This is a genomic window from Rhizobium altiplani (assembly GCF_001542405.1).
Lineage (GTDB): Bacteria > Pseudomonadota > Alphaproteobacteria > Rhizobiales > Rhizobiaceae > Rhizobium > Rhizobium altiplani.
On sequence record NZ_LNCD01000101.1, the window covers coordinates 1 to 22,971 of the forward strand.

Below are 22,971 nucleotides of genomic sequence, written 5' to 3' on the forward strand. Positions count from 1 at the left end.
CGGTCCGTAGGAGCCTGGCTGGGGCTAACGACACGCCGCTATCAATCAGGCGAGGTCGACTATGACGGTCATATCTCGCGCCGTGGCGACGCCCATTTGCGCGGTCTCCTGTTCGAAGCTGCAACTGTTATTCTCACGCGCAGCAGTGCCGATAGCGGCCTTCGCTCTTGGGGGTTAAAGCTAAGGGAAAGGCTGGGTTTCAAACGTGCCGCGGTCGCCGTTGCGCGCAGATTATCTGTCACAATGCACGCGATGCTTAAGAGTGGTCAGCTTTTTGATCGCGCAGTTGGAATGGATCCGGCCAACGGCTAGCCGTTCCGAATATTTTCCGCCAACGTCCTGATGGACCGGCGTCAGAACGTCCCTGCCGGGACGTAGGCACGGTGATTCCGCGTGTTGGGGTGCAATCGCAGGTAACCTGCGGATTGCGTCGTCCACATTGGAACACTCGACCTGCGAAGCCCCATCATGCGGCGACCGTGTGTCGACCGCGAAGACGACCCTGCTTCCGGCAAACGCTCACTTGGCGCGCGCAAATCAGACGCTTGGACCCCGCATCGTTCGCTCTCCGGCACTGACCACAGTACCGGCCGGGCTGATCTTTAAAAAAACGCTTGCAAAATGCCGTGCGATTAGACGACCCCATCGCGATCGCGATGCATTGGAATGAGAGAGAGGAGAAAATGCGGGAAGTTGCGAAATTGAGGTAGCCCGGATGGCGAAGGACGCTACCCGGCAGCACTTGAACAGTATCCATGTGAACACTTCCGGCCGGCGGAACCCGCTGAGCCTTTTAATAAGATTCTTATACGGTCTCTGTGCTATCCCCAAGACAGCTTTGTCAACCGCTGGAAGAGAAACTTGCTGGCTTGCGGCAGAGCGAACCAGACCGCCGAGTTCAAATTTGGTTGATCAATTGGCCACCCAGCTATCTGTTTCACACGATGCCGTTCCGAACGACGCGGACGACCTCGTAGGGCGGTGACCTCATGTTGGCCCATAGTTCCCTCTCAGCGCTAACCGAGCCTCGCTGGGGCCGTCGAAGCCCATTCGCACTTGGAGCAAACTAGAGCGGCCGCATTGCAACCGCTCACAGCTTAAGTTCGCCTACAGAGTGGAACGATAACGCTCGCGTTCAGCTGCTATCTGTTCTGCAGTATAGGGATCGGCGGTATCATCGAAACCGGTCCAGCCCTGCTCGACATAGCTCGCGCGGCGCGCCCGGATATCAACGGGGCGCCACCTGTCGAGGATTGCCCGGGATTCGGCGACACGTCCTTCCTCTACTCTCGCGGCGACAACCGATCCTCCGCGGCGGATGCCTTCGGCGTAAAGATGCGCGTCTTCCTCAGGAACACCCGCCTTGACCATAGCACCTACGATGCCACCGACGGCACCGCCGGCAACTGCACCTGCTGCAGCTCCCGCCGCGGTCGCAACAAGCCAACCGGCGGCAACTACCGGACCCACCCCCGGAATTGCAAGCATGCCTAGACCTGTAAGGAGACCGCCGGCGCCCCCGGCCATTGCGCCAAGACCGGCCCCGGTTCCTGCGCCTTCAGCGGCGCGGTTGCCCTGGCCTTCGACTTCGACTCCATTTGTCTCGTTGGTGGCAATGCTGATGTCGTCTGACGGGATTCCCGCATCTTCTAGCGCGCTCACGGCTGCACGCGCGTCATCGTAGTTATCATATAGACCAGTGATCGTTCTCATGTGACTGCTTCCTTGTTATTCGTGGTTACTTGGCCATGGTGACGTTGCCCTGAAAGTCCAGGGAGACGTTCGCTTGTTTGCCGTCCTTGGTGGCGCTGGCCCGCCACACCCCCTGATCGTCAAGCTTGAGGCCGGTGACGTCGGTGTAGCCAGCTTCCTCGATCCTGGCTTTTGCCTGGCCTTCGGTGAAACTGTTCTTGCCTGCAACCGGGGCTCCCGGATTTTGCTCGGTTTTGACCGCGGGTGTTGTCTGGGACGTCTTCGGCGTTTCACTCTGGGCGAGCGCGACCGACGCCGTCATCACCACGCCGATAGAAAGGATCATGAGTTTTTTCATTGATGTTTCCTCTGGTTGAGAACAGACAAACAACCAGAAACTCTGCTTGTTCCATTGACCCGTTGAGACTGAAGTCGATTGGCCCTCGATTGATCGTTTTCGCTCAGCGGGAATTGGATGCGGCGAGTCGACCTAAGTTTGAGCCTTCACAGGGGCACCCGCAGGAACTCAAAGCCTTGCCCGGCGTTGATTTCCTGGAGGTAAGAGTTATGGCATCAGAGCCTCTCATCGACGTAACGAACACGCAAAGTAACTCTAGTCGATCCGACGCCGCCAAGGCTTCTGTGCCAGATCGAGGAAATGGGTGAAGCCTGGACACGTAGCGCTCTCTGATTGTCAAGCGGTGCTAGCGATCACGGGTCAATCAGGTCGCAGGCCATTCGGAAGACGGAGCGGCTAGACACTATCCCCTATATCTCAGAATCTCCGCCAGCGTACTCAATGCATAGATGCAACGAGACTGACACGATCTTAACTCGGTCCGGATTGTAGATCTCAACTTCAAGGGGCTCCCCTGTAGCAGTCGGGATCCCGTCGATCGCCATCTCGGCAACGAGGCGCTTTGCTTCATCGAGCGCCGCTGGCAAGTCGGGGAACTCATAGCCTTCCTCGTCTTGCCAGGGAGTGTCTGTCGGGCCGGTCCGGAAGTAGAATCTTGTCACGATGAATCTCCGTTTGCGAGGTGAACTCACCGACGGTTGCAAGGTTCCGTAGCGCAATCGCGATGGCCTCGCGAAGGATTGGACTTGCGAAGCTTCATGTTCCGGATTTTTTTCCAAGCGTTGCCTAGCGCCAAGCGCCGAATACAGATGGAACGATATGGAAATGGCTGCATATTGATGACGACATTTCGTTTGCGTCGGTGGGTCAAGGTCCCTGGAGAAAGGAAGCATCGATGGAGGTAACAGCCAAGCTTCTTTCGCCAAGCGATTGGATCCCGAACAACCGGGCTTTGCCAGTGCTGTTCTATAAATCTGCCGTCATCAGCGGAGAGGCGTCGGCAAAACGTTTTGAGAGTCTCTTCCAAGAACACGGTTGGACGGGAGTCTGGCGTAACGGCATTTTTGGCTATCAGCACTATCACGTCCACGCGCACGAAGTTTTAGGTGTCGCTGACGGCAACGCCTCCATCATGATAGGCGGCCCTCATGGTATCGATTATGCGGTCACGGCTGGCGATTGCCTGATTTTACCTGCCGGTACGGGGCATTGCCTTATCGCCGCGAGCCAATCGTTTCTGGTTGTCGGTGCTTATCCGCCAGGCCAGAGCGCCGCGCCGATATCAAGACGTCGGCGGCCACCGGCATGGAAATGGATGTGATCAGAAGGTTACCTTTGCCTACCCATGATCCGGTTACGGGAACGCGCGATCCTCTCTTGTCCCATTGGCAATCCGTGAAGACGCGATAATGCGGAATGGCTGACGCTCGACTACAGGCAAATCAGGAATGTCAAAGTTAAATGACATTTATTTAAGCATCCACTAAAACACTCCTCCAAACGGAGGAGAGTAATGTCGACGCATATTAAAGAGGTTGATCTCGATACCAAGAAATCCTTGAGGATTTGGTCGGTGAGCGATTATTGCCGCCAGCACCAGATAGGTGAAGCCGGCGAACGGCGGATGCGCCAGCTCTTTGGTCATTATGCATCTGCAGGCGAACTACGCTATAACGTCAATAAAAATCCGCGCTGGCGCGTTTGATTTGTCATGAAAAAGCCAAACGTGAGCGGCGTCGCGTGATCTCCGATTGCGTGTCGCCACCACCTTCCTGTTTTCGTTGCGAACCGAAATCCTGGATGGGACAAGCGAAGGTCCATCTGACACGCCGGATGGTTCCTGGCTTGCTTCCCCTTGCCTTGTGGCGGCTCACGTGCGGCACCACGGGACAATGTCGTGTCATCATCACAGCTGGCCATTCGCTACCAAAGCGAGATTTTGCTCTCAAGCTAACCGGCCGTTTCGCTACTTCCCAACACAGAGCTGATTGTGAAGTTCTGGAACTTCGGGCATTGCTGGCGGTTTGGACCCAACCTTGAAGCGGAGGTGCGATGAGAATCGCAAGCGATCCCGAAGATAACGCGGCTGAGCCGGGAATTTTTACCTGGTCTCTTGCTGGAGATACCGTCTACGGCGATACCGCCATAGCATCTCTGTTTGGCCTCGATCCGGCCGAGACGATCTGTGGATTGCCGATCGCATCGTATATTGAGCGAATCCATACCGACGATCGCGAGCGTGTGGCAGGTTTAATTTCGCAAGCCGTCAGAAGCGGGCTACCTTATCACGCAGAGTATCGCGTTCTTGATGCTTTTGACGAAATTCGGTGGGTGATGGCGATGGGCAGGTGCTTCCGGAACCGGCAGGGCGACCCAAACCACTACGCCGGGATCGTCTATCCACTTGAACTTTTATGAAGGTCAACACAAACACGGTCAGCGCGGATCGGCACCAGCGTATGTCGTCCGGTGTTTAAGGGCGCACATACCGGAGATAGTTTGGCTCATGGTCGTATCGTGGCAGCGGGAACGCAAATCCAAGATCGCATCTTCCAATGAGTCCAAAGCGCAAAAAGGAGCCCGGATCGCTCCGGGCCCTGCAGTTCGTCTACCAGGTCTGGCTACCGTACCAGTCGTCGATATCCTGACGAGCCCGGTCCCGTGCTAACCCATAGCGTTCCTGAATTTTTCCTTCCAACTGGTCGCGTTGCCCATCGATTTGGTCAAGATCGTCATCCGTGAGTTTTCCCCACTGTTCCTTGACCTTACCTTTGACCTGCTTCCAGTTCCCTTCAACGCGGTTCCAATCCATGTATTCCTCCTAGGTTCGGACTGGAATCAAAACGAAGCAGGCGACCGAGTGTTCCGAGTAGCAGGAGGATTTCCGGCAATCAGCACGCGCTCTGAGCTTGAAAGCTGGCCGGCGATCGACTGTCGAGTGCCGCATAGCCTTTGGAAAGATCCGGCGACCCAATCCACAATAGAGAATGCCGAAGTCGGTTGGTGAGACATGTCCGTCGAACGAATTCGACCGTTGCGAAAACTCCAATACGCAACAGTAGTTTGTTTCGCGATTCCTGGGATCGAAAATCATAAAGGAGGTCAGGCTGTGTGCTTGTAAACGTATACTCTTGGTGTCAGCCACCGAGTGTATCGGTACTGCGCCTGCGGCCATGTCTCGGAATGCGGACGAAGCTGCAAATGCTGGGGTGCCGCTTACTGCCTCGCAAGCATCGGCAAAATCAAGCCCCACTGCGTCTCTTGAGGTGATCCGAACGGTTCGAATCCCAGTTTCTTATAAACGGCAATCGCCCGTTCATTGGCTGGGTGAGGATCGGTTGCGACAACGGGTACGCCCGCATCGAAGAGAGCCCTCATTCTCGCCCCAATAAACGCTGATCCGTGTCCAACACCGATCATTTCGGGGTTTCCTATGTATTGATCGATTCCCCGCGACCCCTTGGGAAGCTCGGCAAAATGGTGATCTTCCCAGCCGTGGACGGTATAGTCCTGCATAAACGCAAAGGGGCGTTCGGCGATTGAAACAATCCAACGCGCTACCCGAGGATCAGCCAAGTCTGTCGCATCGTACGGCTCATCTGAGTCCCACCATTCGCGGACATGCGGGTTTGATTGCCATGCTCTAAGCAACGGAAGATCATCCAACGTCGCTTTGCGAAAACTGTATTGGTCTGCCGCTGTCATTAAACAAGCTTAGCACGTCGCTGGCCGGAAGAAATGGGCTCTTTTGCAACGATCAAGCGACCGCGCGCAAAGTCTGATCGCTGAAGAGAACCAGAAATTGAACGAGGCCCGCAGTCGTGGAGCAAGCTGCAAAGGGGACCGTCTGAATGCGCTATGCCCTTACCAACCCCGAGGAGTCTGAGAGCCGATTTGCCCCGCAAGCCGCGAAGTCTCCCGGGTAGACGGCAGGCGGGTCCTGAGCGGGATATCATGGGTCTTGAAGTCTGGAGCGTGGTGGCGAGACGTGCCAGAGCCGTATGGCGGCCCATACCCAACCTGCTACAATCGCTGCAGGGTTGACCACCAAGATCCATGCGATCGTTGCCCCGTCGGAACCGGCGCAATCCGCTTTGCCTTAGCCCACACCCTTACCGACGAAAAAACCGGTTGAGCGGTTTCAACCGGATCAGGCATTGTCAGTGCACGCGACGCGCTACCACCAGCCGTGCTGCCAACTAAGTCGCTGTCGCCACGCTCGCGGCCGTACGCTATCAATGGAGCGTTGCTGCCTTCTTGCCAGCGGATGCAAGGTTCTCGAGGAGAGCCACCAGCTTTGCGAATTCGTTCAGGACGCTTTGAAATTCAGCGTCATCCATCTCTGCTATGTCAGCTATCATCAGCGAAACGCATTTAATCAGCGCGTCCAGGCGTAAATATCGGTCTAACGCCAACTCGCCGAGTTTTCTTGAGCGGTAGAACCGCAGTTCATCAACGATACGGCCGACAAGATTGCGTCTGTCGACCCTATCTAGATAGGGAAGCTCAAATTGGGCGAGCTTGATGTCTGTTATGAGCTTTGTCACACGATTCCCCTAAGCCGCGGATAGAGCCGGCGTGGGAACTGTCCCCCCGCCGGCATGCGACCAACATCCCCTTACGATTACTGGATGACCTGGATCACCTTCCGCGAGGATGGCTCGACGATTACCCGCTGCTGATTGACGATCGCATAGGCATACTTTGGATCATCAGGAATCGGCGTTACAACGACCGTCTCGGGGAGCGGTTGGCCAACAACCACCTTTTCCTTGACGACAACTTTGGTCGTCGGAGCCGGAACTTGCTGCACATAGGTAACGACTTTCTGGGGCGGCGGATCGATAAGGCTACCTGCCACGCCACCGACGATGCCTCCCACCGCTGCACCGACCGGCCCACCGACGATTGCCCCAGTTGCTGCCCCTCCCGCAGCTCCCGTCACCGTCGATGATTGCGCGTAGGCAAAAGTTGATGCGAGAGCGACCGCAGTGGCAATTCCTATCAATTTGATACGCATTCATTATCCTCCATTAGAAGCGGTATTGTCCGCTCCCTGAACGAACCACCAAGCGCAGCAACGGTTCCCGGCTCGGGACTTCAGTCTGACGGCCCTCAGACCAAGGTCCAAGGTCACTGCCTGATCGGCATCTCCAATTGAACCACCGCCCGAGCGCCTTCGTGCTTTCAGTCAAATGACGTTAGTCCGGAGCAGCCAGGCGCAATCAATTTTCACGGGAGTGAGGAATTCGCAGCCTATCGGGAACTTCAACGTCCACATGAAGTTGAGAGATTGGTTCCGTTGCACCGAAGGGATCTGAGCGACGGGAAATAATCGCATCTTCAATTTAGGGAAAGCAACCGATGGCGAAGAAAACCACGAAGGTACAAATCAATCTTGTCTCGATTCATGACCAAAAGCCTCATCGAGGCAATGGTGGCGAGCTCCATCAATTTGCCGAAGACGGCGCCGAAGTCCTGACCACGTCACAAGGCACGCCTGTGGCTGACGACCAGAATTCATTGAGGGTAGGCGCCCGCGGGCCCCTCATCGTTGATGACTTTCACTTCCGAGAGAAGATTTTCCATTTCGACCACGAACGCATTCCGGAGCGGGTTGTCCATGCTCGCGGTTACGGTGCACATGGTTTCTTTGAGACCTACGAATCTTTGGCAGCATATACGAGAGCCGATATTTTTCAGCGTGCCGGGGAAAGGACACCGGCATTCGTTCGCTTCTCCACGGTCGCAGGCAACAAAGGTTCCTTCGATCTTGCCCGTGATGTCCGCGGCTTTGCTGTGAAAATGTACACACAGGAAGGAAATTGGGACCTCGTTGGAAACAACATTCCTGTTTTCTTTATCCAGGACGCCATCAGATTCCCGGACATCATCCACGCCGTCAAACCGGAACCTGACAGGGCCTTTCCGCAGGCGCAGTCGGCCCATGATACTTTTTGGGATTTCATCAGTCTTACCCCTGAGAGCATGCACATGATCATGTGGGTGATGTCGGATCGCGCCATTCCACGCTCATTTCGCTTTATGGAAGGGTTCGGTGTTCACACGTTCAGGCTCGTGAATGCGAAAGACGAATCCACATTCGTGAAGTTCCACTGGAAGCCAAAGCTTGGCCTTCAATCCGTGGTCTGGAACGAAGCGGTCAAGATCAATGGTGCCGACCCGGACTTTCACCGCCGCGACCTTTGGCAGTCCATACAGTCGGGCAATTTTCCTGAATGGGAACTATGTGTGCAGCTGTTCGATCAGGATTTCGCCGACAGCTTCGATTTCGACGTCCTCGACCCGACGAAGATCATTCCCGAAGAGATCGCGCCGGTGAAACCGATTGGACGGCTGGTATTGGACCGGATGCCTGACAACTTCTTTGCCGAAACTGAGCAAGTTGCATTCATGACCCAAAACGTCCCGCCCGGAATCGACTTCAGCAATGATCCGCTGTTGCAGGGGAGGAATTTTTCTTATCTTGACACGCAGCTCAAGCGCCTCGGCGGTCCAAACTTCACGCATCTACCCATCAACGCACCCAAGTGTCCGTTCCAGCATTTCCAACAGGACGGCCACATGGCGATGCGCAATCCGGTCGGCCGCATCAACTATCAACCCAACTCTTTCGGTGAAGGGCCACGAGAGTCCCGCGAACTGGGTTACCGGCACTTTGCCTCGTCCGAGGAGGGTGGAAAGGTACGACTTCGTCCGGAAAGCTTTGCCGATCACTATAGTCAAGCCCGACAGTTCTACATCAGCCAGACCGAGCCCGAGCAGCGCCACATAGCGGCTGCTTTGACGTTTGAACTGAGCAAGGTGGAGACGCCGGTCATCCGGGAACGCATGGTTGCTCATCTGCTTAATATCGACGAGAGCCTCGCCAAGACCGTCGCCGATAAGCTTGGCTTCCAGACCATGCCTAAGGCCGCGGATGCGGCAATGCCGACACGTCAGGATCTTGCGCCTTCACCTGCCCTCAGCATTGTGGAGAAAGGCCCGAAGCGGTTCGAGGGCCGAAAGCTTGGCATCCTCATAACGGATGGCGTAGACGCCAATCTGCTGAAGGGATTGATCGATACTGTCGGAAAGGAAAAAGCGGTCGTCGAGTTTGTTGCTCCCAAGGTGGGCGGGGTTACCGCTTCGGACGGCAAATGGATCCAGGCACATCACATGATCGATGGAGGCCCGTCGGTGCTGTTTGACGCCGTGGCATTGCTTACGTCCTCCGCAGCGATCGAAGACCTCATCAAGGAGGCTACGGCGCGCGACTTTGTGGCCGATGCCTTCCAGCACTGCAAGTTCATCGGATACGACCAGTCCGCCGTACCCTTGCTCGAAAAAGCGGGCATTGCTGGAATGGAAGACGAGGGCATTGTTTCACTATCAGGAAAAGACAGCCTGCCGTCCTTCGTCTCAAAGCTTGGCACGCTTCGTGTTTGGGCCCGTGAGCCCTCTGTGAAACTCGGCAAGCCGTCAGTCCCGGCCAAATAGGCATTTGACGCAGGCGCGGCAATATTTGCCGCGCCTACCAGGGTGGAAGTCGTTACTGAGCGTTACTCGCTAGCTTTTCCGCTTGCTTCTTCACTGAACGGCGCTCTGAACAAGGCGATTTTGCCTCAAAGGACATATAGGTGCGTTGTCCATGGCTGCAAAACCTCCTCTGCAGCCCCGTTGACAGGCGGATACACTCTCTGGCCAAAATCGCGTTCCATCGACATTGCCCGCCCTGAGGCATTGGCTCTCAACTGCAAGGTTCGCGCACCTAGCTTCCAGTCAAGGAACACCGCATGTTCAACCGCAGAAACGACCGAGCCCGCGTAACCGTCTGCATCCGGTAGCAAGGGAATAACGTGGTTGCGACGAACGTCGATCAGCCGTTTGAGAAAAGATGTCCACGCTGACCCCTGGTCGTCAGCGTCCCAATCGAGTTTCGAGTCCAGAAAGGTCGAGAGATCGTTCGGATCAGGCAGATCCTTCGCATCACAACCTTCGGGCAGACCACCAAAATTTTCTGCTTCTGTCGACCTGCCGGCGGCGATCGCTCTCGCCAACTCACCTTCATAGTCGGCGAAGAAGAGAAACTTGCGCGGAGTCAGATGGTCGTCGCCCATGAAAAGAAGCGGGATTTGCGGTGACAGCATAAGGATCTCTGTCAAAACCCTGTGACAGCGTTGATCAATCATGGTGTGAAGACGATTGCCAAGCGCACGGTTTCCCACCTGATCGTGGTTTTGAAGAAAATGCACGAAGGCGGTAGGCGGCAACGAAGCCGAGTGGTCTCCCTTGCTGGACTGGAAATTCTTGCCTTCGTATAGATATCCCTTTTGGAGCGTCTGCTTCATCTTCTGCCACGGCTTGTCGCCGAATGGCACATAGTGGCCAATCGCCTCGCCCGTGACCGCCACGTGCATGGCGTGATGGAAGTCGTCGTTCCAGTCGGCAACAAAAAACGATCCCCCATTTCGAGAGAGCAGATTAGTCGCATTGGCTGGATTTTCCGTGATCAAGTGCACATGGCGATCCAGAAAACGCATGCGAACCTTCTCAGAAATCTCTTTCAGTATGTGAAGGTCGCTCTGATCTCGATCTGGTCTACGGCATCGAACCTCAATCCATCGAACCGGAATTGATCAAGCCAATAGATGGCGTTGTCGATGAAAAAGCGCCTTACGGGCTCCCTTTCGAAAGCAATCTTCGGACCCCATGGTGTTGGATCGTCTTTACGAAAGAACTCTGCTGCATAGAGCGGCAGGAAATTCCCCTCTGGTCCGAAGTGGTTGTAAACGACATCAAGAAAAACCATGAGGCCATATCGATGGGCTTCGTCCACAAAGCTTTTGACGTCGTCTGGCGAACCATAGGAATTATGAGGAGCATAGGGATAGACGCCGTCGTACCCCCACCCTCTTGTGCCCGGAAACTGGGCGAGTGGCATGATCTGCACGGCCGAAACACCTAATTCCGCAAGCCGATGCAGGTGCTTTTCCGCCGCCGCGAACGTTCCTTCGGCTGTAAATGTGCCAATATGAATCTCATAGATTATGGCCTCCTCCCAGGGACGGCCCTTCCATGGTACCTTCCAATTGAAGTCGGATCCCCAGAGACGAGATGGTCCGAGCACCCCGGCGCTTTGTCGCCGTGAGGCGGGGTCCGGAACACGTGTGCCGTCCACAAGGACGAACCAATAGTCCGCACCGTCGGTCAAGGTTTCCGTAACGGAAAACCAGCCGTCATCAGCCCGGTCCATTGGAACCTGCCGACTATCGATCGCGACAGAGACGCGGGCCTGCGTTGGCGCCCAAAGCGTGAAGATGGTTGATCCGTCGGGGTTGGAAACTGGCCCCCAGGAAAATTCCCAGCCTTTCATCGCAGCAACCCCTGCCCACCGTCGACGAAGACCGGGCTTCCAGTGATGTGCCGAGATGATGTGCTCACCAAGAAAAGGATGGAGTCGGCCACATCGCCAGCCCGCCCCGGCTCCCCTCCCGAGATCGGAACGGTACCTTCCGGCCAGATCACCGGTACCTCTGACTCCTCCCTGTGTCGAACCTCGGTCGAATCTTCGATGTTGGTCTCGATCGCGCCAGGACATACCACATTGATGCGAATTGCATGCCGGGCGAGTTCGAGGGCAAGCTGCTGGGCCATGGCGACTTGGGCGGCCTTGGTCGCGCTATAAGCGGTTGCACCTGGTGTCGTGAATGTGCGCACCCCGTTGATGGAAGAAACGATGACGATCGCTCCTCCCCCTGACTGCTTCAGTAACGGAACCATCTTGTTGAGGGTCAAGTAGGTCCCACGCAGGTTGACATGAACGGTTGTATCCCATTCCGCGGGTGTGAGGTCATCGATCGGTGCCCATACGCCATTGATACCAGCATTTGCGATGACCGCATCGAGGCGTCCGAAACCTTCCAATATTTTACCTGCCGCGCGCTCCATATCTTGCTCCGACGCGACGTCGCCTGCCATTGCTATTGCCGTCGTCCCGGTTTTTTCAAGGCGCTTCTTGAGTGCATCGAGCGCGCTCGGATCCAGATCGAACAGGAAAAGATCGTAGCCGGCCTGCGCCAGTTTCTCTGCCGTCGCCAGCCCGATCCCCGATCCCGCTCCTGTGACAAGTGCAACGGGTTTAGCCATCTATTGTCGCTCGTCGCGCTCCGCGAGATCACTCGGCGTCGCTCGGGACGCGGCGGCCCCGAAAGGTTCGGAGGTGGTGGCGTTGCCGTCGGTTCCGAATGCCGTAAGCTGTACCAGGACCTCCTTGGCGTGGCGCACGGCGCTGTCTCCCGCGAGACTACGGTCATCGGTCACCATCCTGACGGAAACAAGTTCGCCTCCCTCGCCGACAAATTCGACCGTGAGCTTTCCATCGACAACAGAGCCGACATGGGTTTCGAGAAGCTGCATGACGTCCTCCTGCATTGGCGAGAAGGAATGCTTCGGACGAGGCGTTGTTCCCCTTCGATGCCAAACAGATACTGACATCATAAGGCCGTGCGCCCGTGCCCGTGCAATCAATGTCGGCATAGCATGGTGAATACTGAGAGAAGCTGCAGGCTTCTTAAACCGAGGGCAAGAATTTTGCGCCAATGGTTCTCAGTGTACGGACGCCGAGGTAGGAGCGTTGATCAGGAGCGCCTCAGGGCCTGGATATCGAGAAATCAGAAGGGTGACCAGTTCATCCTGGGTGTTATGGCCCTGGTGAAAAAGATCTATGGCCGCTCCGCAAAGTACCTCGGAAGCTCTTTCATCCGGTTTGGCGTCAAAATGCTTATACCAGGTCTGAACGGAGCGTGAGAGCATCGCCATATCCGCATCCCGAAGCCATCGCATGAAGGTCAAATTCATTCTCCCGGTTGCTTGGTCGGAAGCCATCGTAACTACCCTATATTAGAGGTCAATCATGAAGTCGCGTACGGTAGCGGACGCTTATAATGACCCTCCGATACCACCGACCTCGGCCCCGAGCGTGCGGTATCGCACCAATTCGGTTTTCCTGGAACCAAACACTCATTTGAGGTTTTCCTTCCAGTATCCGTTGCGGGGAAGAGATAATGACCGCACACATTTCTCCCGGCTCGATGGGCGAAGAAATTGCCGCGCTCATTCCGGCACTACGGGCGTTTGCCCGTACTTTCTATCGGCATCCCAACGACGCAGATGATCTTGTACAGGAAACACTTGTTAAGGCTCTGTCGAACCTTGATCATTTCAAGGAGGGTACGCGGCTGAAATCGTGGCTCTTCACCATTATGCGCAACAGTTTTTGCACACGGTATCGGATTGCGAAACGAGAGACCGTCGGGATAGCGGACGGTTTGTCGCTAAAGCGAGCCGTCGCGCCCGAACAGGAGTGGAGGGTTCGCGGTCATGAACTTGAGGTGGCATGTGCAAGCCTGCCGCCCAAGTACCGCAGCGCTTTTGAGTTCATTTTCATTGATGGGCGCAGCTACGAGGAGGCGGCTGATTATTTCCATTGCCCGATCGGCACTATCAAGAGCCGTGTCAATCGCGCACGTCGGCATCTCATGATCGAACTTGAAGTACCGGGCTGATCCCCTGGGGATCTGTAGTGGTCCGTCCTCGCACTTGTGATGGACGAACAAGGCCGTCGGTTGCAGATTTCCAAACCGAAATCCCTTTTAGCGCGATTGGCGCCCTTCCATTGCCAGCAATGGAACCAAGTCGCGACGCGTCGGTTCAAGACTGAGAATGGAGGAAATCATGAAATCAAAAACCACGAGAGACGCGAAGGGCGCCTTCGCACCATCGCAAGCAAAGCGCGAAAGCGACGGAGTTGAAAGTGCCAAGCCGGCAGTGGTTACGGGGTCGGAGGATGCCTCTGTGAACAAGGTCCCCCCGGGTGGCAAAAAGACCAAGGACTGGAACGTCAACTACGACATTTCTGAAGTGAAGCAAGACAACGATCAAGGTTAGCAAAAGCCGCAGTTTACGGAGAACGAGCTATGTCGAACGTCGTCAAAACGGGCCAGGACGAATCGAACAATGCAACCAGTCGAACGACCTTTGGTCGCTCGACTGAGAGTCAGGCACAGATCCGTGATGCTGCGGCAGTCGAGACCTACTCACCGGACGAGCCCTTGAATGTCTATCGGCTCGAACCGATCGCCGCACCAGATGATCCGCGGTGGGACAATGCCACAAATCACGGCATTGTCATCGTTGCGGCCCGAACCGCTGGCGACGCGCGTATTGTAGCAGCGAGCCGGGAACTTGATTTCATGGAGGTTGACGCCGCTCCCGCTGAGGATGTCACCACCTCGAACGCAAGCGCCTTTCGAGACGACAAGCTCTATACGGTAATCGAACTCGAGCGGGGACGTTCGGACCTGAAACGCGGTGTACTAGGCGGAAACGTTTCGGTGAACACAATCATATCGACTCAGACCTGAATTTCCGGCGGCCGTCGGAGGCCCTTATCCTTCGGTCCGGCGCTGAATGGCTGCTGCCACAAGCGGCAGGGCCGCAGTAAATGCTGATCCGAGCGGTATCGTGCGAACAAGGCTTGCCAGGACATAGGTACCGGCCATTGCTCCCGCCAGTTTCAGCCATGGGTAATCACCGAGTTGCGCATGCGCGCTCGCATCCGCCCATTCGGCACGTGAACGAATTACAGTGTCAGCTTGCTGTGTAACAACCGAAAGCCTGGCACGAAGATGCTCGACTTCATCCTTCACTGCTAAAAAATCCGCGTGAACGTCCTCAAACGTTCGCCGCGAAAACGCATCTGGTACGACCCGATCTTCCGCGTGAGCATCTGCCTCCAGCAAAGCCAAGTGCTCCTGTAAGTCGTCGTCGGTGTCGAACTCGACCGGGCGTCCAGTAGTGTCGGCATTCATCCTAGTCTCTCCAAATTTCCCGCGCGTCATCGCGAAGCTGGAGGCCTTCCTCGCTAACCTCACACCAACAGACACGGCGGCGGTTTTCCGCCACCGAGCGAAGGCTCAATCGAACGAATTCTTCATCGCTTAATCACACGCATTGCAATTGAGACGACAAAAAGCACGAGGAAGATGAAGAACAGGATCTGAGCGATCGATGCGGAAGCTCCAGCGATACCGCCGAAACCAAGTACACCGGCAATCAATGCGACCACCAAAAATACAAGTGCGTAGTAAAGCATTTCAACCTCCGTCATTTTGACGAGAGGAAAACGGACCGAGAGGCGATTGGTTCCGAGGCCGGCCAGTAGTGGGTCAGACAGCTGCCAGCGTGCGGTTCCTGGTGAACGCGAAGTCACCATCATTGGGCTTCGGTGGTTCGGCGGCGGCCAGATATGCATTTACGGGAACAGTCAGAACGAACCAGACACCTGCCCCGAAGATGAACAATTCTCCGGATTGATCGCCTGCGCGAGCAATCATTGGCAGACAGACAGAAATGAGGAGCACGAGCATTCGCACCGACCACTCGGTTTCTCGCTTCCTGATTGCGAGGGCCGCCCTTGCGCGATACGCGCGTGCATCGTACTCACCGCGCTTCGGTCCTGCCAGAAGTGTCCATGCAGGGCGGAATGAAAGAAGCATCAAGGTACTTGCCGCAATCAACCATCCCGTTCCTGAGAGGAGCCAGCAACTCGCGGCAATCAGGCACGAAATGACGATGAGCTCCCAAGCAGGACCGAGCTCGTCCGGGGAGCGCCGGCTTTTCTCATGCCAGATCTGGAGTGCCCGCGACGCCCCCTGAAGCATCGGCTGGTCAACGAAACGACTGATAAATTCCATATTGCGCCCTTTGGTCCACGAAATACCAACAACAGGCAATTTCGGCATGAGCGTGGCGTCGCTGTCAAAATGGTCAGGCGACAACTGACAGCAATCCACTGTTGCCGGGCGCAGGTGAGGAAAGGACGTCGTGATCTCGGCGAGGTAGCGCCGTTTCGTCCCTCTCACCGAGCGAGCGACCGTTGCTAGTCATCGACAAGTTGGGACCGGCGTGCCGTTGCCTTCGCGGCGTTGGACGGTGCACGGGGATATGGGCTGGCGGACCCGCTGCGATCGTATTGAGCTGGCACTCGTTTTTTTTGGCCGGATCTGGAACAGGCCGCTCGCCGCGCGCGTTTCGCGAGACATCGAAATCGCCACGAAGTTACAGGAAAAACCTCGCCGAATGCATGAGTATCGATCGGCAGACAATGCCCCCACTCCGGATCTCTTCCGGGCTGTCTTCCCTTCTCTAGGCCGTTTGGCAGGTCAAAAGCCTGTGCGAAGTATCGTCCGCCGCGGACGCAACGCCTGGCGCACTGGGGTTGCTGCTGAGGCTACATTTCTGATCGACGGCGAAGCATACTTTTCTGCCCTAGACGACGCGCTTGGGCGAGCGCAGCGCGAGATCTGGATCATTGGTTGGGATTTTAACCCGGATATTCGCCTGCGACCCCATTCGAGTACTGAAACACTTGGCGAACGTCTCTTGTCGCTGGTCGATAAGCTCCCGCAACTAAGGGTCAGAATTCTGGTTTGGGGGATGGGTCCCATCTATTCGGGCAAGTCACTGCGGCTGTTTCGACAGAGCCCAATCTCCAGACATCCGCAGATCTCATTGACTTTCGATTTTAAACATCCACTGCGTGCTTGCCACCACCAGAAGCTCGTTTCGATTGACGAAAGTGTCGCCTTCATGGGTGGCATCGACCTGACAGCCAGGCGGTGGGACGAATCCGACCACCGGAGTGCAAATCCTCTAAGACTCTCGCCTGACGGTATTCCCTACCCGCCTGTTCACGATGTTCAATGTCTGGTTTCGGGTGAGGTAGCGGGAATGATCCGTGATGTGGCCAGACGACGTTGGAAGAGGGCAACCAGCGAGAATGTGTCTTCCGAGACCGATGCGACGATCATCCGACCAGCTTTGGTGGCCGACATGGTTCAAGCTCCCGCGGCCATCGCCCTGACGGAACCTGGCCTCATTGGCAAGCGTGGACGCTATGAGGCACGTCGGCTCACGCGCGATGCCATCGCCGCAGCCAAGAGATATATTTATATCGAAACTCAATATCTTGCGTCCGCCGGCGTCGGCCGAGCGCTTGCAAGGCGATTGAAGGAGCCGAACGGGCCTGAGATCGCGGTCATCGTCACAAAGACCTCGCACGGTTGGATAGAGAAGTTCGCGATGGGCAGTAACCGCGACCGCCTGATACGGCGTCTGAAGCGCGCCGATCGGTTCGATCGACTGAAGGTGATGTATGCCGTCACATCCGACGACAATGGCGGCGAGGAGGAAATCACTGTTCATTCGAAGCTCATTATCATCGACGACCGCTTCGTACGCGTGGGATCCTCCAACCTCAACAATCGTTCAGAAGGCCTGGATACGGAGTGCGATCTCGCACTCGAAGCCGATTGCGCTGCCCACCAGGAGGCCATTACGTCACTTCGCCACCGCCTCATCGCGGAGCACCTGAGCGCGACCGCTGCCGAGGTCCGTGAGATGGAGAAGTCGAGATCAATGCTTGGAGCTATCGCTGCGCTAAACACCCGGAAGCGTGGCTTGAGAGAGTACGAGGTTGATCCTGATTGCAGCGAGACGGGCCTCTTGCCGGGGTCCGCACTTGTCGATCCCCGGCGGCCTTATTGGCCACTACAGAAGTTGCGCTTGAGGCTCGGACGGTTTCTCGCGACCCTTGTCTAGCCGCTTCTTTTTCACGTTGCGGCTTATCAACTCGCTGATCGCGAAAATGGGCAATCCCAACACCAACGGCACCAGGAAATAAATCACGCGGAATGCCACGAGCCCCCCGATCGATGCAGCGCCTGGAAGCACGGTCGTGACTGTGGCCTCCAGCACACCGAGGCCGCCGGGCACGTGAGCGACAAGAATGGCCACGTTGGCGAGGACGAACGCCGTTGCGCTTTGGACAAAGCTCACCGGCGCCTCGCTTGCCATGACCTGATGCAGACAGGCGGCAACGAAGGTGAAGTTAAGCGTACCAATCGCGATCTGTCCAATTGCAAGTCTGATGTTCGGCATTGTGAAACGCCATTTCCAGAGCCGCAATGGCGAGCGCACCGTGGCGGATAGAACGACGTAGGCTACCGGCAATGACAGTACGCCGAGACCGATCCAGAGGGGACTGCTGCTGCTCACACCCAACAGTTTGCTGACATCTGTTGGATTTACGAGACAGACTATGCCTCCGAGTGCAGACAGCCCGAGCATGACCGTTACCCCGCAAAACAAGACGACTTTGGCGACCTCCTCGGCGTTCAGCCCCCATCGTGTGTAGTAGCGATATCGAACGGCGCCGCTGCTTAGGGCGGCCACTCCCAGATTATGGCCGATCGCAAGCGCGGTGAAGGAGGCAATCGCTGCTTTCGGATAGGCCAGTGGCCGGCCAACATATCGCAAGGCCATCCAATCGAAGCCCGTGAGGCAAAGATAGGAAAGGGCACAAAATGCAACACCTGAAACCAGACGCCAGCGGGGAATCTGGTCAATCGATTGCAGGATCTCGTCAAAGGTGTACCGGTTAAAGACCTTGTAGAGCAGGTAGGCCGCAAGCAGCAGGCCGCACATGAGGAAAATATTGAAAAGGATGCGCCTTACCGACATGAAGGATCCGTCCGTTTGATGCCTTTGTCTTTGGGAACGAAATTGGGCGAGACGGGTTCCCGCTGAATGGCTACACCACCTCCCTTCTTCCCCCCACGCGACCAACGCGAGATCAAGATTCTCACCTACAACGTTCACAGCTGTATCGGGACGGACCGCAGGATTGACCTGAACCGGATTGCGGATGTCATTGCGCAATCTCAAGCAGACATCATTGCACTCCAGGAGCTGGACGTCGGCCGAAAAAGAACCGGCGGTGTCGACCAGGCGGCGGCTATTGCGACGCTGCTAAAGATGAACGCCCACTTTCACCCGGCACTGCATGTCGAGGAAGAACGCTATGGCGACGCCATTCTGACAGCACTGCCCACGCGCCTGATAAGGGCTGCAGCCCTTCCCTCGATCGGCGAAACGCGCGGCGCAATCTGGGTGCAGGTCGATGTTCACGGGGAACCGCTCAACGTACTCAATACGCACCTCGGGCTTCGCAACCGCGACCGTATACGGCAGGTCGCGGCACTGCTCGGCGACGACTGGATGGGACATGCTGAGTTTCGTTCCTCGCCGTCGATCGTCTGCGGCGATCTGAATGCCACGCCCTCCACTTCCGCCTACAAACGCTTGTCCACGCACCTTCGCGATGCGCAATTATTGACAGGCACAAAGCCTCGATCGACATTTCCTTCGCGCTATCCCCTGTTGCGTATCGACCACGTCTTCGTATCGCAGGAAATCCGGGTAAAGTCGTCGTCAATTGTATTCGATCCGCTTGCACGTCGAGCCTCAGATCACCTGCCGCTGTCGGTAGGTTTTAGCATCGAATAAGCTTGCGAGGCTTGGGATCGAGTGGCTGGAAAGAGAGGTTTTATGAAGTGATGAGGGAAAATGTGCAGCGATGAAGACGCTTCAACGCTCGGAGGAAGCAAAAGAAGATGTAAGAGACAACTGAGGCCGCGTTAAGCGGCCTCTGTCATTTCTACATCGCAGACTATTCTGTGATGTTCAAAGGATGGTTTGAAGCGAACGCCGAGGCGAGCCAGATAGCCAATGAGCCTATCAGCGGAGAACAGGTGAACCTTCCCCCGCATCAGCTCGCTAACTCTTGGCTGTGGTATGCCTAGTGCTTCTGCCGCATCTGCTTGTTTCCACCCACGATCCCGGATTAGATCGACGAGAGCGGAGATCAGGGCAGCCCGGAAGCTCAAATCGGCCGCTTCATCCTTGTCGTCAACGATTGACTCGAAGACATTGTCATAGACAAGCCGTCCCATTTGCTTTCCTCTTATACAGGTTTCAGTATAAATCGAGAATGATTGGGGCGTCAAGTTAGTTCCAAATTGTTTTTTGCGTTCGACCCAGGTCAACATGGTCGGGCGCAATATCCGCCATGGCGGACTGGTCCGCCCGCAAGTCCACTATTCAACAGACCGCTTTGGACCCTTTAGGTTCTCAAGCGGGCTTGTCGGTTCGAGCTACTGCAGTAGCCAATTCCTTACGAGCGCAGGCTGACCGAGCGACAGGCTTACCACCAATGGCTACCATCCGGAATTTAGACTTGTCGAGCGATCAAAAAAACGCTGGCTGATTTCACCGGCGGCGAGACGGCGAGCGTCTCCATCACGGCTGGTCTGTTTTGGCCGCCGCCCTCGCCTGCTGGTCCAGTCCTTCGATCTTCTCGTAGCTCATGCCGGAATCTTAGCAGCGACTGGGATTTCGGGAATGGAGGCGACTACCCGCGTTACTCCACCTTTAGTCGTCGACGATCACCAACCCTGAGCCGTTACAAGAGATGAAACCGGTCTAGGTCCAGCGTGGCGAGCGACACCTTAATCGGCGAGCCATCATCTTTATAGACTTCCAGTTCGTGAATCTTGCCCTCCACGACATGCAGAAGGACATTCACTGCAGGGCGATAGTCCACATCCGCGTCGAAGTAATATCCTTCCGTGGGGACGCGCTCCGGCACTTCGGCAAGTGGACCGCGAACCCTGAATTGGAGGCTACCTTCGGCGTCGATCCGAGATACTCTCGCTGTTTCCAGCTGACTGCGTAACGCTTCCACTCCAGGAAACTGCTTTGTGAGCAATACGTCCATCAGGGAACGCTCGCCGGGGGTCAAATCACGCCAGGCCCGAGACAATGCTTCCTCCTCCACCCTTCAGCGATCCGAAACCGTTGGAGCGAACCTCGAGGGCACCAAATATCCTCATTCCCGTCCTTCAATGTTGTTGAATTGTCACTAATCAGATGATGTCTTCGGCCTCGCCTCCTTCTGACGTCCACCGCCCGCAACTACTCTGAACAATTCCTTCCTCCTTGCGTCCTGGTAAAGGTTTGATGGAAAAATTGATTCACGACAACCGCCTTCCGGTCCGCTCGAACACAGTGCGACAACACAAACCGGCCGCTCTGCAAAAGGCAAAGCTTTGCCCATTCTCGCAGGGCGGCGCTTCAAGAACTTTCTCGTTGTCTCGGCGTCTCAAACCATTTTATAAGCTCTGCATGGTCCAACGAGCCGGCAGCGCCGATCTTCCTCTTCATGGTGGCCGCGTCCCACGATGGCTGGGCGAGCGCATGACACGGCTCGGTGCGGTCATCACCGAGGCAATCGTCATTCACTATGGTCGCGACGAATTGCTCAGCCGCATGGCACACCCGTTCTGGTTCCAGTCTTTCGGTGCAGTCATGGGCATGGATTGGCATTCGTCCGGCATCACGACAAGTGTCATCGGAGCGTTGAAGCGGGGCCTTAATCCGATGGCCGGCGAACTCGGCATTCATGTCTGCGGCGGCCGCGGCAGGCATTCTAGGCAGACGCCTGACGAGCTGATGGCCATCGGCAATCGCGTAGGAATTGATGGCGCCGCTCTTGCGCGCACCAGCAGGCTGGTCGCCAAAGTTGATAGCGCCGCGGTCCAGGATGGTTTCGATCTTTACCTGCACGGCTTCATTGTCACAGATGACGGCAAATGGGTCGTGGTCCAACAAGGCATGAACGGCGGTAAAAGGCAGGCACGACGGTATCACTGGCATTCGGAGGGTCTCAGAAGCTTTGTGGATTCTCCGCATTCAGCGATCGAAGGACGCGGACAGGGGAATATTGTCAATCTCGCTGACCATCGAGCGGAAAGCTCGAGAAGAAGTCAGCTTGATTTGCTGGGCGCGTTGGGGCCAGACAAAATCCTGCGGGAGGTCATCGCGCTTGAACCGGCGCGTGAAATGAAAAATGCCGCCCAGCCACTGCTGCCCCACCTGATCATGCCGTCCCATCACGACGTGCGCGAGAAGGACGTCGACATGAAACGCCTGCATGGGGCACTGGCTGCAGCGGCCGACCGCGGCCCAAAGGATTTTGAAAATCTACTTCTAATTCCGGGAATCGGTGCACGGACAGTGAATGCCCTTGCAATGGTGGCCGAGGTTGTTCACGGCGCGCCATGTCGTTTCTCGGACCCCGCCCGCTTCTCGCTCGCCCATGGCGGAAAGGACCGCCATCCTTTCCCTGTGCCGATCAAAGTCTATGACGAAACAATCAAGGTAATGAGGTCGGCCGTCGGCCGGGCGAAACTTGGTCGAGAAGAGGAATTACAGGCTTTGAGGCGACTCGACGACCAGTCGCGGCAACTGGAACGCTATGTTACGGGCCCAGATCTGAAGGAGATCGTCGCCGGCGAATTCTTGCGGTCGCACGAACGGGGCGGCCGTAGTGTATTCGGATGGGAGCAACCGGCACGGGAAGAGACAGAGCGCTTGGGCCGCAAGCCTTGATGATTGGGGTATCGCCCCTGTTTCGAGAAGCGACGAAAACCCGGCCTCACGCGCCCTGAACCGATACCGTCAACCTTTCTTGGACCCAGCAGCTCACTGTCCGTCTTGCTCAATTGCCGATTTCTCGGAGGGTCAGTTAAGGTATGGGCGGGCGCCCTTCCTGTTGGAAAACTGGTACACCAGCAGCATACCCTGCTCCAATAGAAGTTCGGCAGCTGGGAAATCCCGTAGCGCAAGATCGCCGCACATCCCGCGGATTGTTGCGGCCAGGCATGTGGAATTGGTCACGAATCGGGCATCGCCCAAGGTTTCAGCTTCGGCTGCGCTCGCTTCCAAAGCGTCGGCGACCGTCTCCAGCAAGTTGGTTCTTTCAACGAGGGTCATCTCGTCCAGTCTCTTGGAAATCGCATTCATGACAGCCTCCTCGCGCGAACAGCTTTAAGTTCGCGGCGCTTTTTCACGGTGAAGTCATCTGATCGCTAGAAAGGTGGGGGCCCCGCTTCGGGAATGCAAATCATGGCTGACAAGCGCTGGTCGCACGGGTCTGCGACGCCTGGCCAGCGCTGCCC

29 protein-coding genes and 1 pseudogene are annotated in these 22,971 nt (G+C 56.3%); 12 read left to right on the forward strand and 18 right to left on the reverse strand.

From position 1 onward, the window contains the following. Positions 1-312: transposase (locus AS026_RS23595; protein WP_131815342.1), on the forward strand; the 312-nt coding region annotated here is incomplete at its 5' end. A gap of 795 nt (positions 313-1,107) precedes the next feature. Here the strand turns inward: AS026_RS23595 and AS026_RS23600 are convergent. From AS026_RS23600 to AS026_RS23610, 3 genes are all read right to left on the reverse strand, one after another. Then, positions 1,108-1,713: a general stress protein gene (locus AS026_RS23600; RefSeq protein WP_062371877.1), complete on the reverse strand. Its 606-nt coding sequence runs from the start codon at positions 1,711-1,713 to the stop codon at positions 1,108-1,110. Positions 1,714-1,738: 25 nt separating this feature from the next. Continuing rightward, positions 1,739-2,050: a PepSY domain-containing protein gene (locus tag AS026_RS23605; RefSeq protein WP_062371881.1), complete on the reverse strand. Its 312-nt coding sequence runs from the start codon at positions 2,048-2,050 to the stop codon at positions 1,739-1,741. 410 nt (positions 2,051-2,460) lie between these two features. After that, positions 2,461-2,712: a DUF6894 family protein gene (locus tag AS026_RS23610; protein ID WP_062371883.1), complete on the reverse strand. Its 252-nt coding sequence runs from the start codon at positions 2,710-2,712 to the stop codon at positions 2,461-2,463. Between the two features lie 233 nt (positions 2,713-2,945). On the opposite strand from AS026_RS23610, the gene AS026_RS23615 reads away from it, so the two are divergent. The 3 genes from AS026_RS23615 to AS026_RS23625 all read left to right on the forward strand — a co-directional run bounded on the left by AS026_RS23615 (position 2,946) and on the right by AS026_RS23625 (position 4,468). After that, on the forward strand, positions 2,946-3,371 hold the full coding sequence (locus tag AS026_RS23615; protein WP_342587574.1) for a cupin domain-containing protein: 426 nt from the start codon (positions 2,946-2,948) through the stop codon (positions 3,369-3,371). 192 nt (positions 3,372-3,563) lie between these two features. After that, the gene (locus AS026_RS23620; protein ID WP_062371885.1) at positions 3,564-3,755 is read left to right on the forward strand and encodes a hypothetical protein; all 192 of its coding nucleotides are present in this window, start codon (positions 3,564-3,566) and stop codon (positions 3,753-3,755) included. A gap of 347 nt (positions 3,756-4,102) precedes the next feature. Beyond that, entirely contained in the window at positions 4,103-4,468 is a 366-nt protein-coding gene (locus AS026_RS23625; RefSeq protein ID WP_062371887.1) for a PAS domain-containing protein, read from the forward strand. 190 nt (positions 4,469-4,658) lie between these two features. Here AS026_RS23625 and AS026_RS23630 read toward each other — a convergent pair whose 3' ends face one another. Together AS026_RS23630 and AS026_RS23635 are read right to left on the reverse strand one after the other, a co-directional pair. After that, complete coding sequence (locus AS026_RS23630; RefSeq protein WP_018859863.1) at positions 4,659-4,862, reverse strand: CsbD family protein; 204 nt, start codon at positions 4,860-4,862, stop codon at positions 4,659-4,661. Between the two features lie 404 nt (positions 4,863-5,266). Next, entirely contained in the window at positions 5,267-5,755 is a 489-nt protein-coding gene (locus tag AS026_RS23635; protein WP_062371889.1) for a GNAT family N-acetyltransferase, read from the reverse strand. A 187-nt stretch (positions 5,756-5,942) separates the two neighbouring features. Between AS026_RS23635 and AS026_RS40405 the strand changes: the two are divergent. Next, positions 5,943-6,089, forward strand: a pseudogene (locus AS026_RS40405) (transposase); the annotation flags it as partial. A gap of 196 nt (positions 6,090-6,285) precedes the next feature. On the opposite strand, the gene AS026_RS23640 reads toward AS026_RS40405, so the two are convergent. Together AS026_RS23640 and AS026_RS23645 are read right to left on the reverse strand one after the other, a co-directional pair. After that, positions 6,286-6,597 (reverse strand): hypothetical protein, encoded by a 312-nt coding sequence (locus AS026_RS23640; RefSeq protein ID WP_062371892.1) that lies wholly within the window; start codon positions 6,595-6,597, stop codon positions 6,286-6,288. Between the two features lie 77 nt (positions 6,598-6,674). Further along, entirely contained in the window at positions 6,675-7,070 is a 396-nt protein-coding gene (locus AS026_RS23645) for a DUF1236 domain-containing protein (protein ID WP_062371894.1), read from the reverse strand. A 344-nt stretch (positions 7,071-7,414) separates the two neighbouring features. Here AS026_RS23645 and katE point away from each other — a divergent pair, with 344 nt between their 5' ends. After that, positions 7,415-9,550 carry a catalase gene (gene katE / locus AS026_RS23650; protein WP_062371896.1) on the forward strand — a complete coding sequence of 712 codons (2,136 nt, stop codon included), beginning with the start codon at positions 7,415-7,417 and terminating at the stop codon, positions 9,548-9,550. Positions 9,551-9,675: 125 nt separating this feature from the next. Here katE and AS026_RS41395 read toward each other — a convergent pair whose 3' ends face one another. Genes AS026_RS41395 through AS026_RS23665 form a run of 4 tightly spaced genes read right to left on the reverse strand, consistent with a single transcriptional unit; the run spans position 9,676 to position 12,469 of the window. After that, the gene (locus AS026_RS41395) at positions 9,676-10,593 is read right to left on the reverse strand and encodes an alpha-amylase family protein (protein ID WP_100248190.1); all 918 of its coding nucleotides are present in this window, start codon (positions 10,591-10,593) and stop codon (positions 9,676-9,678) included. Between the two features lie 23 nt (positions 10,594-10,616). Continuing rightward, the gene (locus AS026_RS41400) at positions 10,617-11,426 is read right to left on the reverse strand and encodes an alpha-amylase family glycosyl hydrolase (RefSeq protein WP_100248191.1); all 810 of its coding nucleotides are present in this window, start codon (positions 11,424-11,426) and stop codon (positions 10,617-10,619) included. Next, the gene (locus AS026_RS23660; RefSeq protein WP_062371899.1) at positions 11,423-12,199 is read right to left on the reverse strand and encodes an SDR family oxidoreductase; all 777 of its coding nucleotides are present in this window, start codon (positions 12,197-12,199) and stop codon (positions 11,423-11,425) included. Before AS026_RS23660 ends, AS026_RS41400 begins: the two co-directional genes overlap by 4 nt. Then, on the reverse strand, positions 12,200-12,469 hold the full coding sequence (locus tag AS026_RS23665) for a hypothetical protein (protein WP_062372076.1): 270 nt from the start codon (positions 12,467-12,469) through the stop codon (positions 12,200-12,202). It abuts the gene before it with no gap. Between the two features lie 647 nt (positions 12,470-13,116). Between AS026_RS23665 and AS026_RS23675 the strand changes: the two genes are divergently transcribed. The 3 genes from AS026_RS23675 (at position 13,117) to AS026_RS23685 (ending at position 14,475) form a co-directional block, all read left to right on the forward strand. Beyond that, positions 13,117-13,617, forward strand: a complete 501-nt coding sequence (locus tag AS026_RS23675; protein ID WP_062371901.1) for a sigma-70 family RNA polymerase sigma factor — start codon at positions 13,117-13,119, stop codon at positions 13,615-13,617. Positions 13,618-13,786: 169 nt separating this feature from the next. Beyond that, positions 13,787-13,999: a hypothetical protein gene (locus AS026_RS23680; RefSeq protein ID WP_062371902.1), complete on the forward strand. Its 213-nt coding sequence runs from the start codon at positions 13,787-13,789 to the stop codon at positions 13,997-13,999. Positions 14,000-14,028: 29 nt separating this feature from the next. After that, positions 14,029-14,475, forward strand: a complete 447-nt coding sequence (locus AS026_RS23685; RefSeq protein ID WP_062371905.1) for a hypothetical protein — start codon at positions 14,029-14,031, stop codon at positions 14,473-14,475. A gap of 24 nt (positions 14,476-14,499) precedes the next feature. Here the strand turns inward: AS026_RS23685 and AS026_RS23690 are convergent, their stop codons facing one another. From AS026_RS23690 to AS026_RS23695, 3 genes are all read right to left on the reverse strand, one after another. Then, positions 14,500-14,922: a hypothetical protein gene (locus AS026_RS23690; protein ID WP_245307598.1), complete on the reverse strand. Its 423-nt coding sequence runs from the start codon at positions 14,920-14,922 to the stop codon at positions 14,500-14,502. A gap of 122 nt (positions 14,923-15,044) precedes the next feature. Beyond that, positions 15,045-15,206 carry a DUF1328 domain-containing protein gene (locus AS026_RS40410; protein WP_082728580.1) on the reverse strand — a complete coding sequence of 54 codons (162 nt, stop codon included), beginning with the start codon at positions 15,204-15,206 and terminating at the stop codon, positions 15,045-15,047. 73 nt (positions 15,207-15,279) lie between these two features. After that, positions 15,280-15,807, reverse strand: a complete 528-nt coding sequence (locus AS026_RS23695; RefSeq protein ID WP_245307599.1) for a hypothetical protein — start codon at positions 15,805-15,807, stop codon at positions 15,280-15,282. Positions 15,808-16,624: 817 nt separating this feature from the next. Here AS026_RS23695 and AS026_RS23700 point away from each other — a divergent pair. Next, positions 16,625-17,713: a phospholipase D-like domain-containing protein gene (locus AS026_RS23700; RefSeq protein WP_245307601.1), complete on the forward strand. Its 1,089-nt coding sequence runs from the start codon at positions 16,625-16,627 to the stop codon at positions 17,711-17,713. Here AS026_RS23700 and AS026_RS23705 read toward each other — a convergent pair. Then, positions 17,663-18,634, reverse strand: coding sequence for a lysylphosphatidylglycerol synthase domain-containing protein (locus AS026_RS23705; protein ID WP_062371910.1), 972 nt, complete (start codon positions 18,632-18,634; stop codon positions 17,663-17,665). The two genes, AS026_RS23700 and AS026_RS23705, sit on opposite strands and share 51 nt — an antisense overlap. Before the next feature lie 66 nt (positions 18,635-18,700). Here AS026_RS23705 and AS026_RS23710 point away from each other — a divergent pair, with 66 nt between their 5' ends. Next, positions 18,701-19,459 carry an endonuclease/exonuclease/phosphatase family protein gene (locus AS026_RS23710; RefSeq protein ID WP_062371912.1) on the forward strand — a complete coding sequence of 253 codons (759 nt, stop codon included), beginning with the start codon at positions 18,701-18,703 and terminating at the stop codon, positions 19,457-19,459. Positions 19,460-19,590: 131 nt separating this feature from the next. On the opposite strand, the gene AS026_RS23715 is transcribed toward AS026_RS23710, so the two are convergent. Both AS026_RS23715 and AS026_RS23720 read right to left on the reverse strand, forming a co-directional pair. After that, entirely contained in the window at positions 19,591-20,001 is a 411-nt protein-coding gene (locus AS026_RS23715) for a helix-turn-helix domain-containing protein (protein WP_245307603.1), read from the reverse strand. Between the two features lie 413 nt (positions 20,002-20,414). Beyond that, positions 20,415-20,789, reverse strand: a complete 375-nt coding sequence (locus AS026_RS23720) for a DUF6984 family protein (RefSeq protein WP_425349828.1) — start codon at positions 20,787-20,789, stop codon at positions 20,415-20,417. 347 nt (positions 20,790-21,136) lie between these two features. Here AS026_RS23720 and AS026_RS23725 point away from each other — a divergent pair, with 347 nt between their 5' ends. Next, positions 21,137-22,402 carry a DUF763 domain-containing protein gene (locus AS026_RS23725; protein ID WP_062372088.1) on the forward strand — a complete coding sequence of 422 codons (1,266 nt, stop codon included), beginning with the start codon at positions 21,137-21,139 and terminating at the stop codon, positions 22,400-22,402. A 132-nt stretch (positions 22,403-22,534) separates the two neighbouring features. Here AS026_RS23725 and AS026_RS23730 read toward each other — a convergent pair whose 3' ends face one another. After that, positions 22,535-22,816, reverse strand: coding sequence for a hypothetical protein (locus tag AS026_RS23730; RefSeq protein WP_062371920.1), 282 nt, complete (start codon positions 22,814-22,816; stop codon positions 22,535-22,537). Positions 22,817-22,971: the final 155 nt, after the last annotated feature.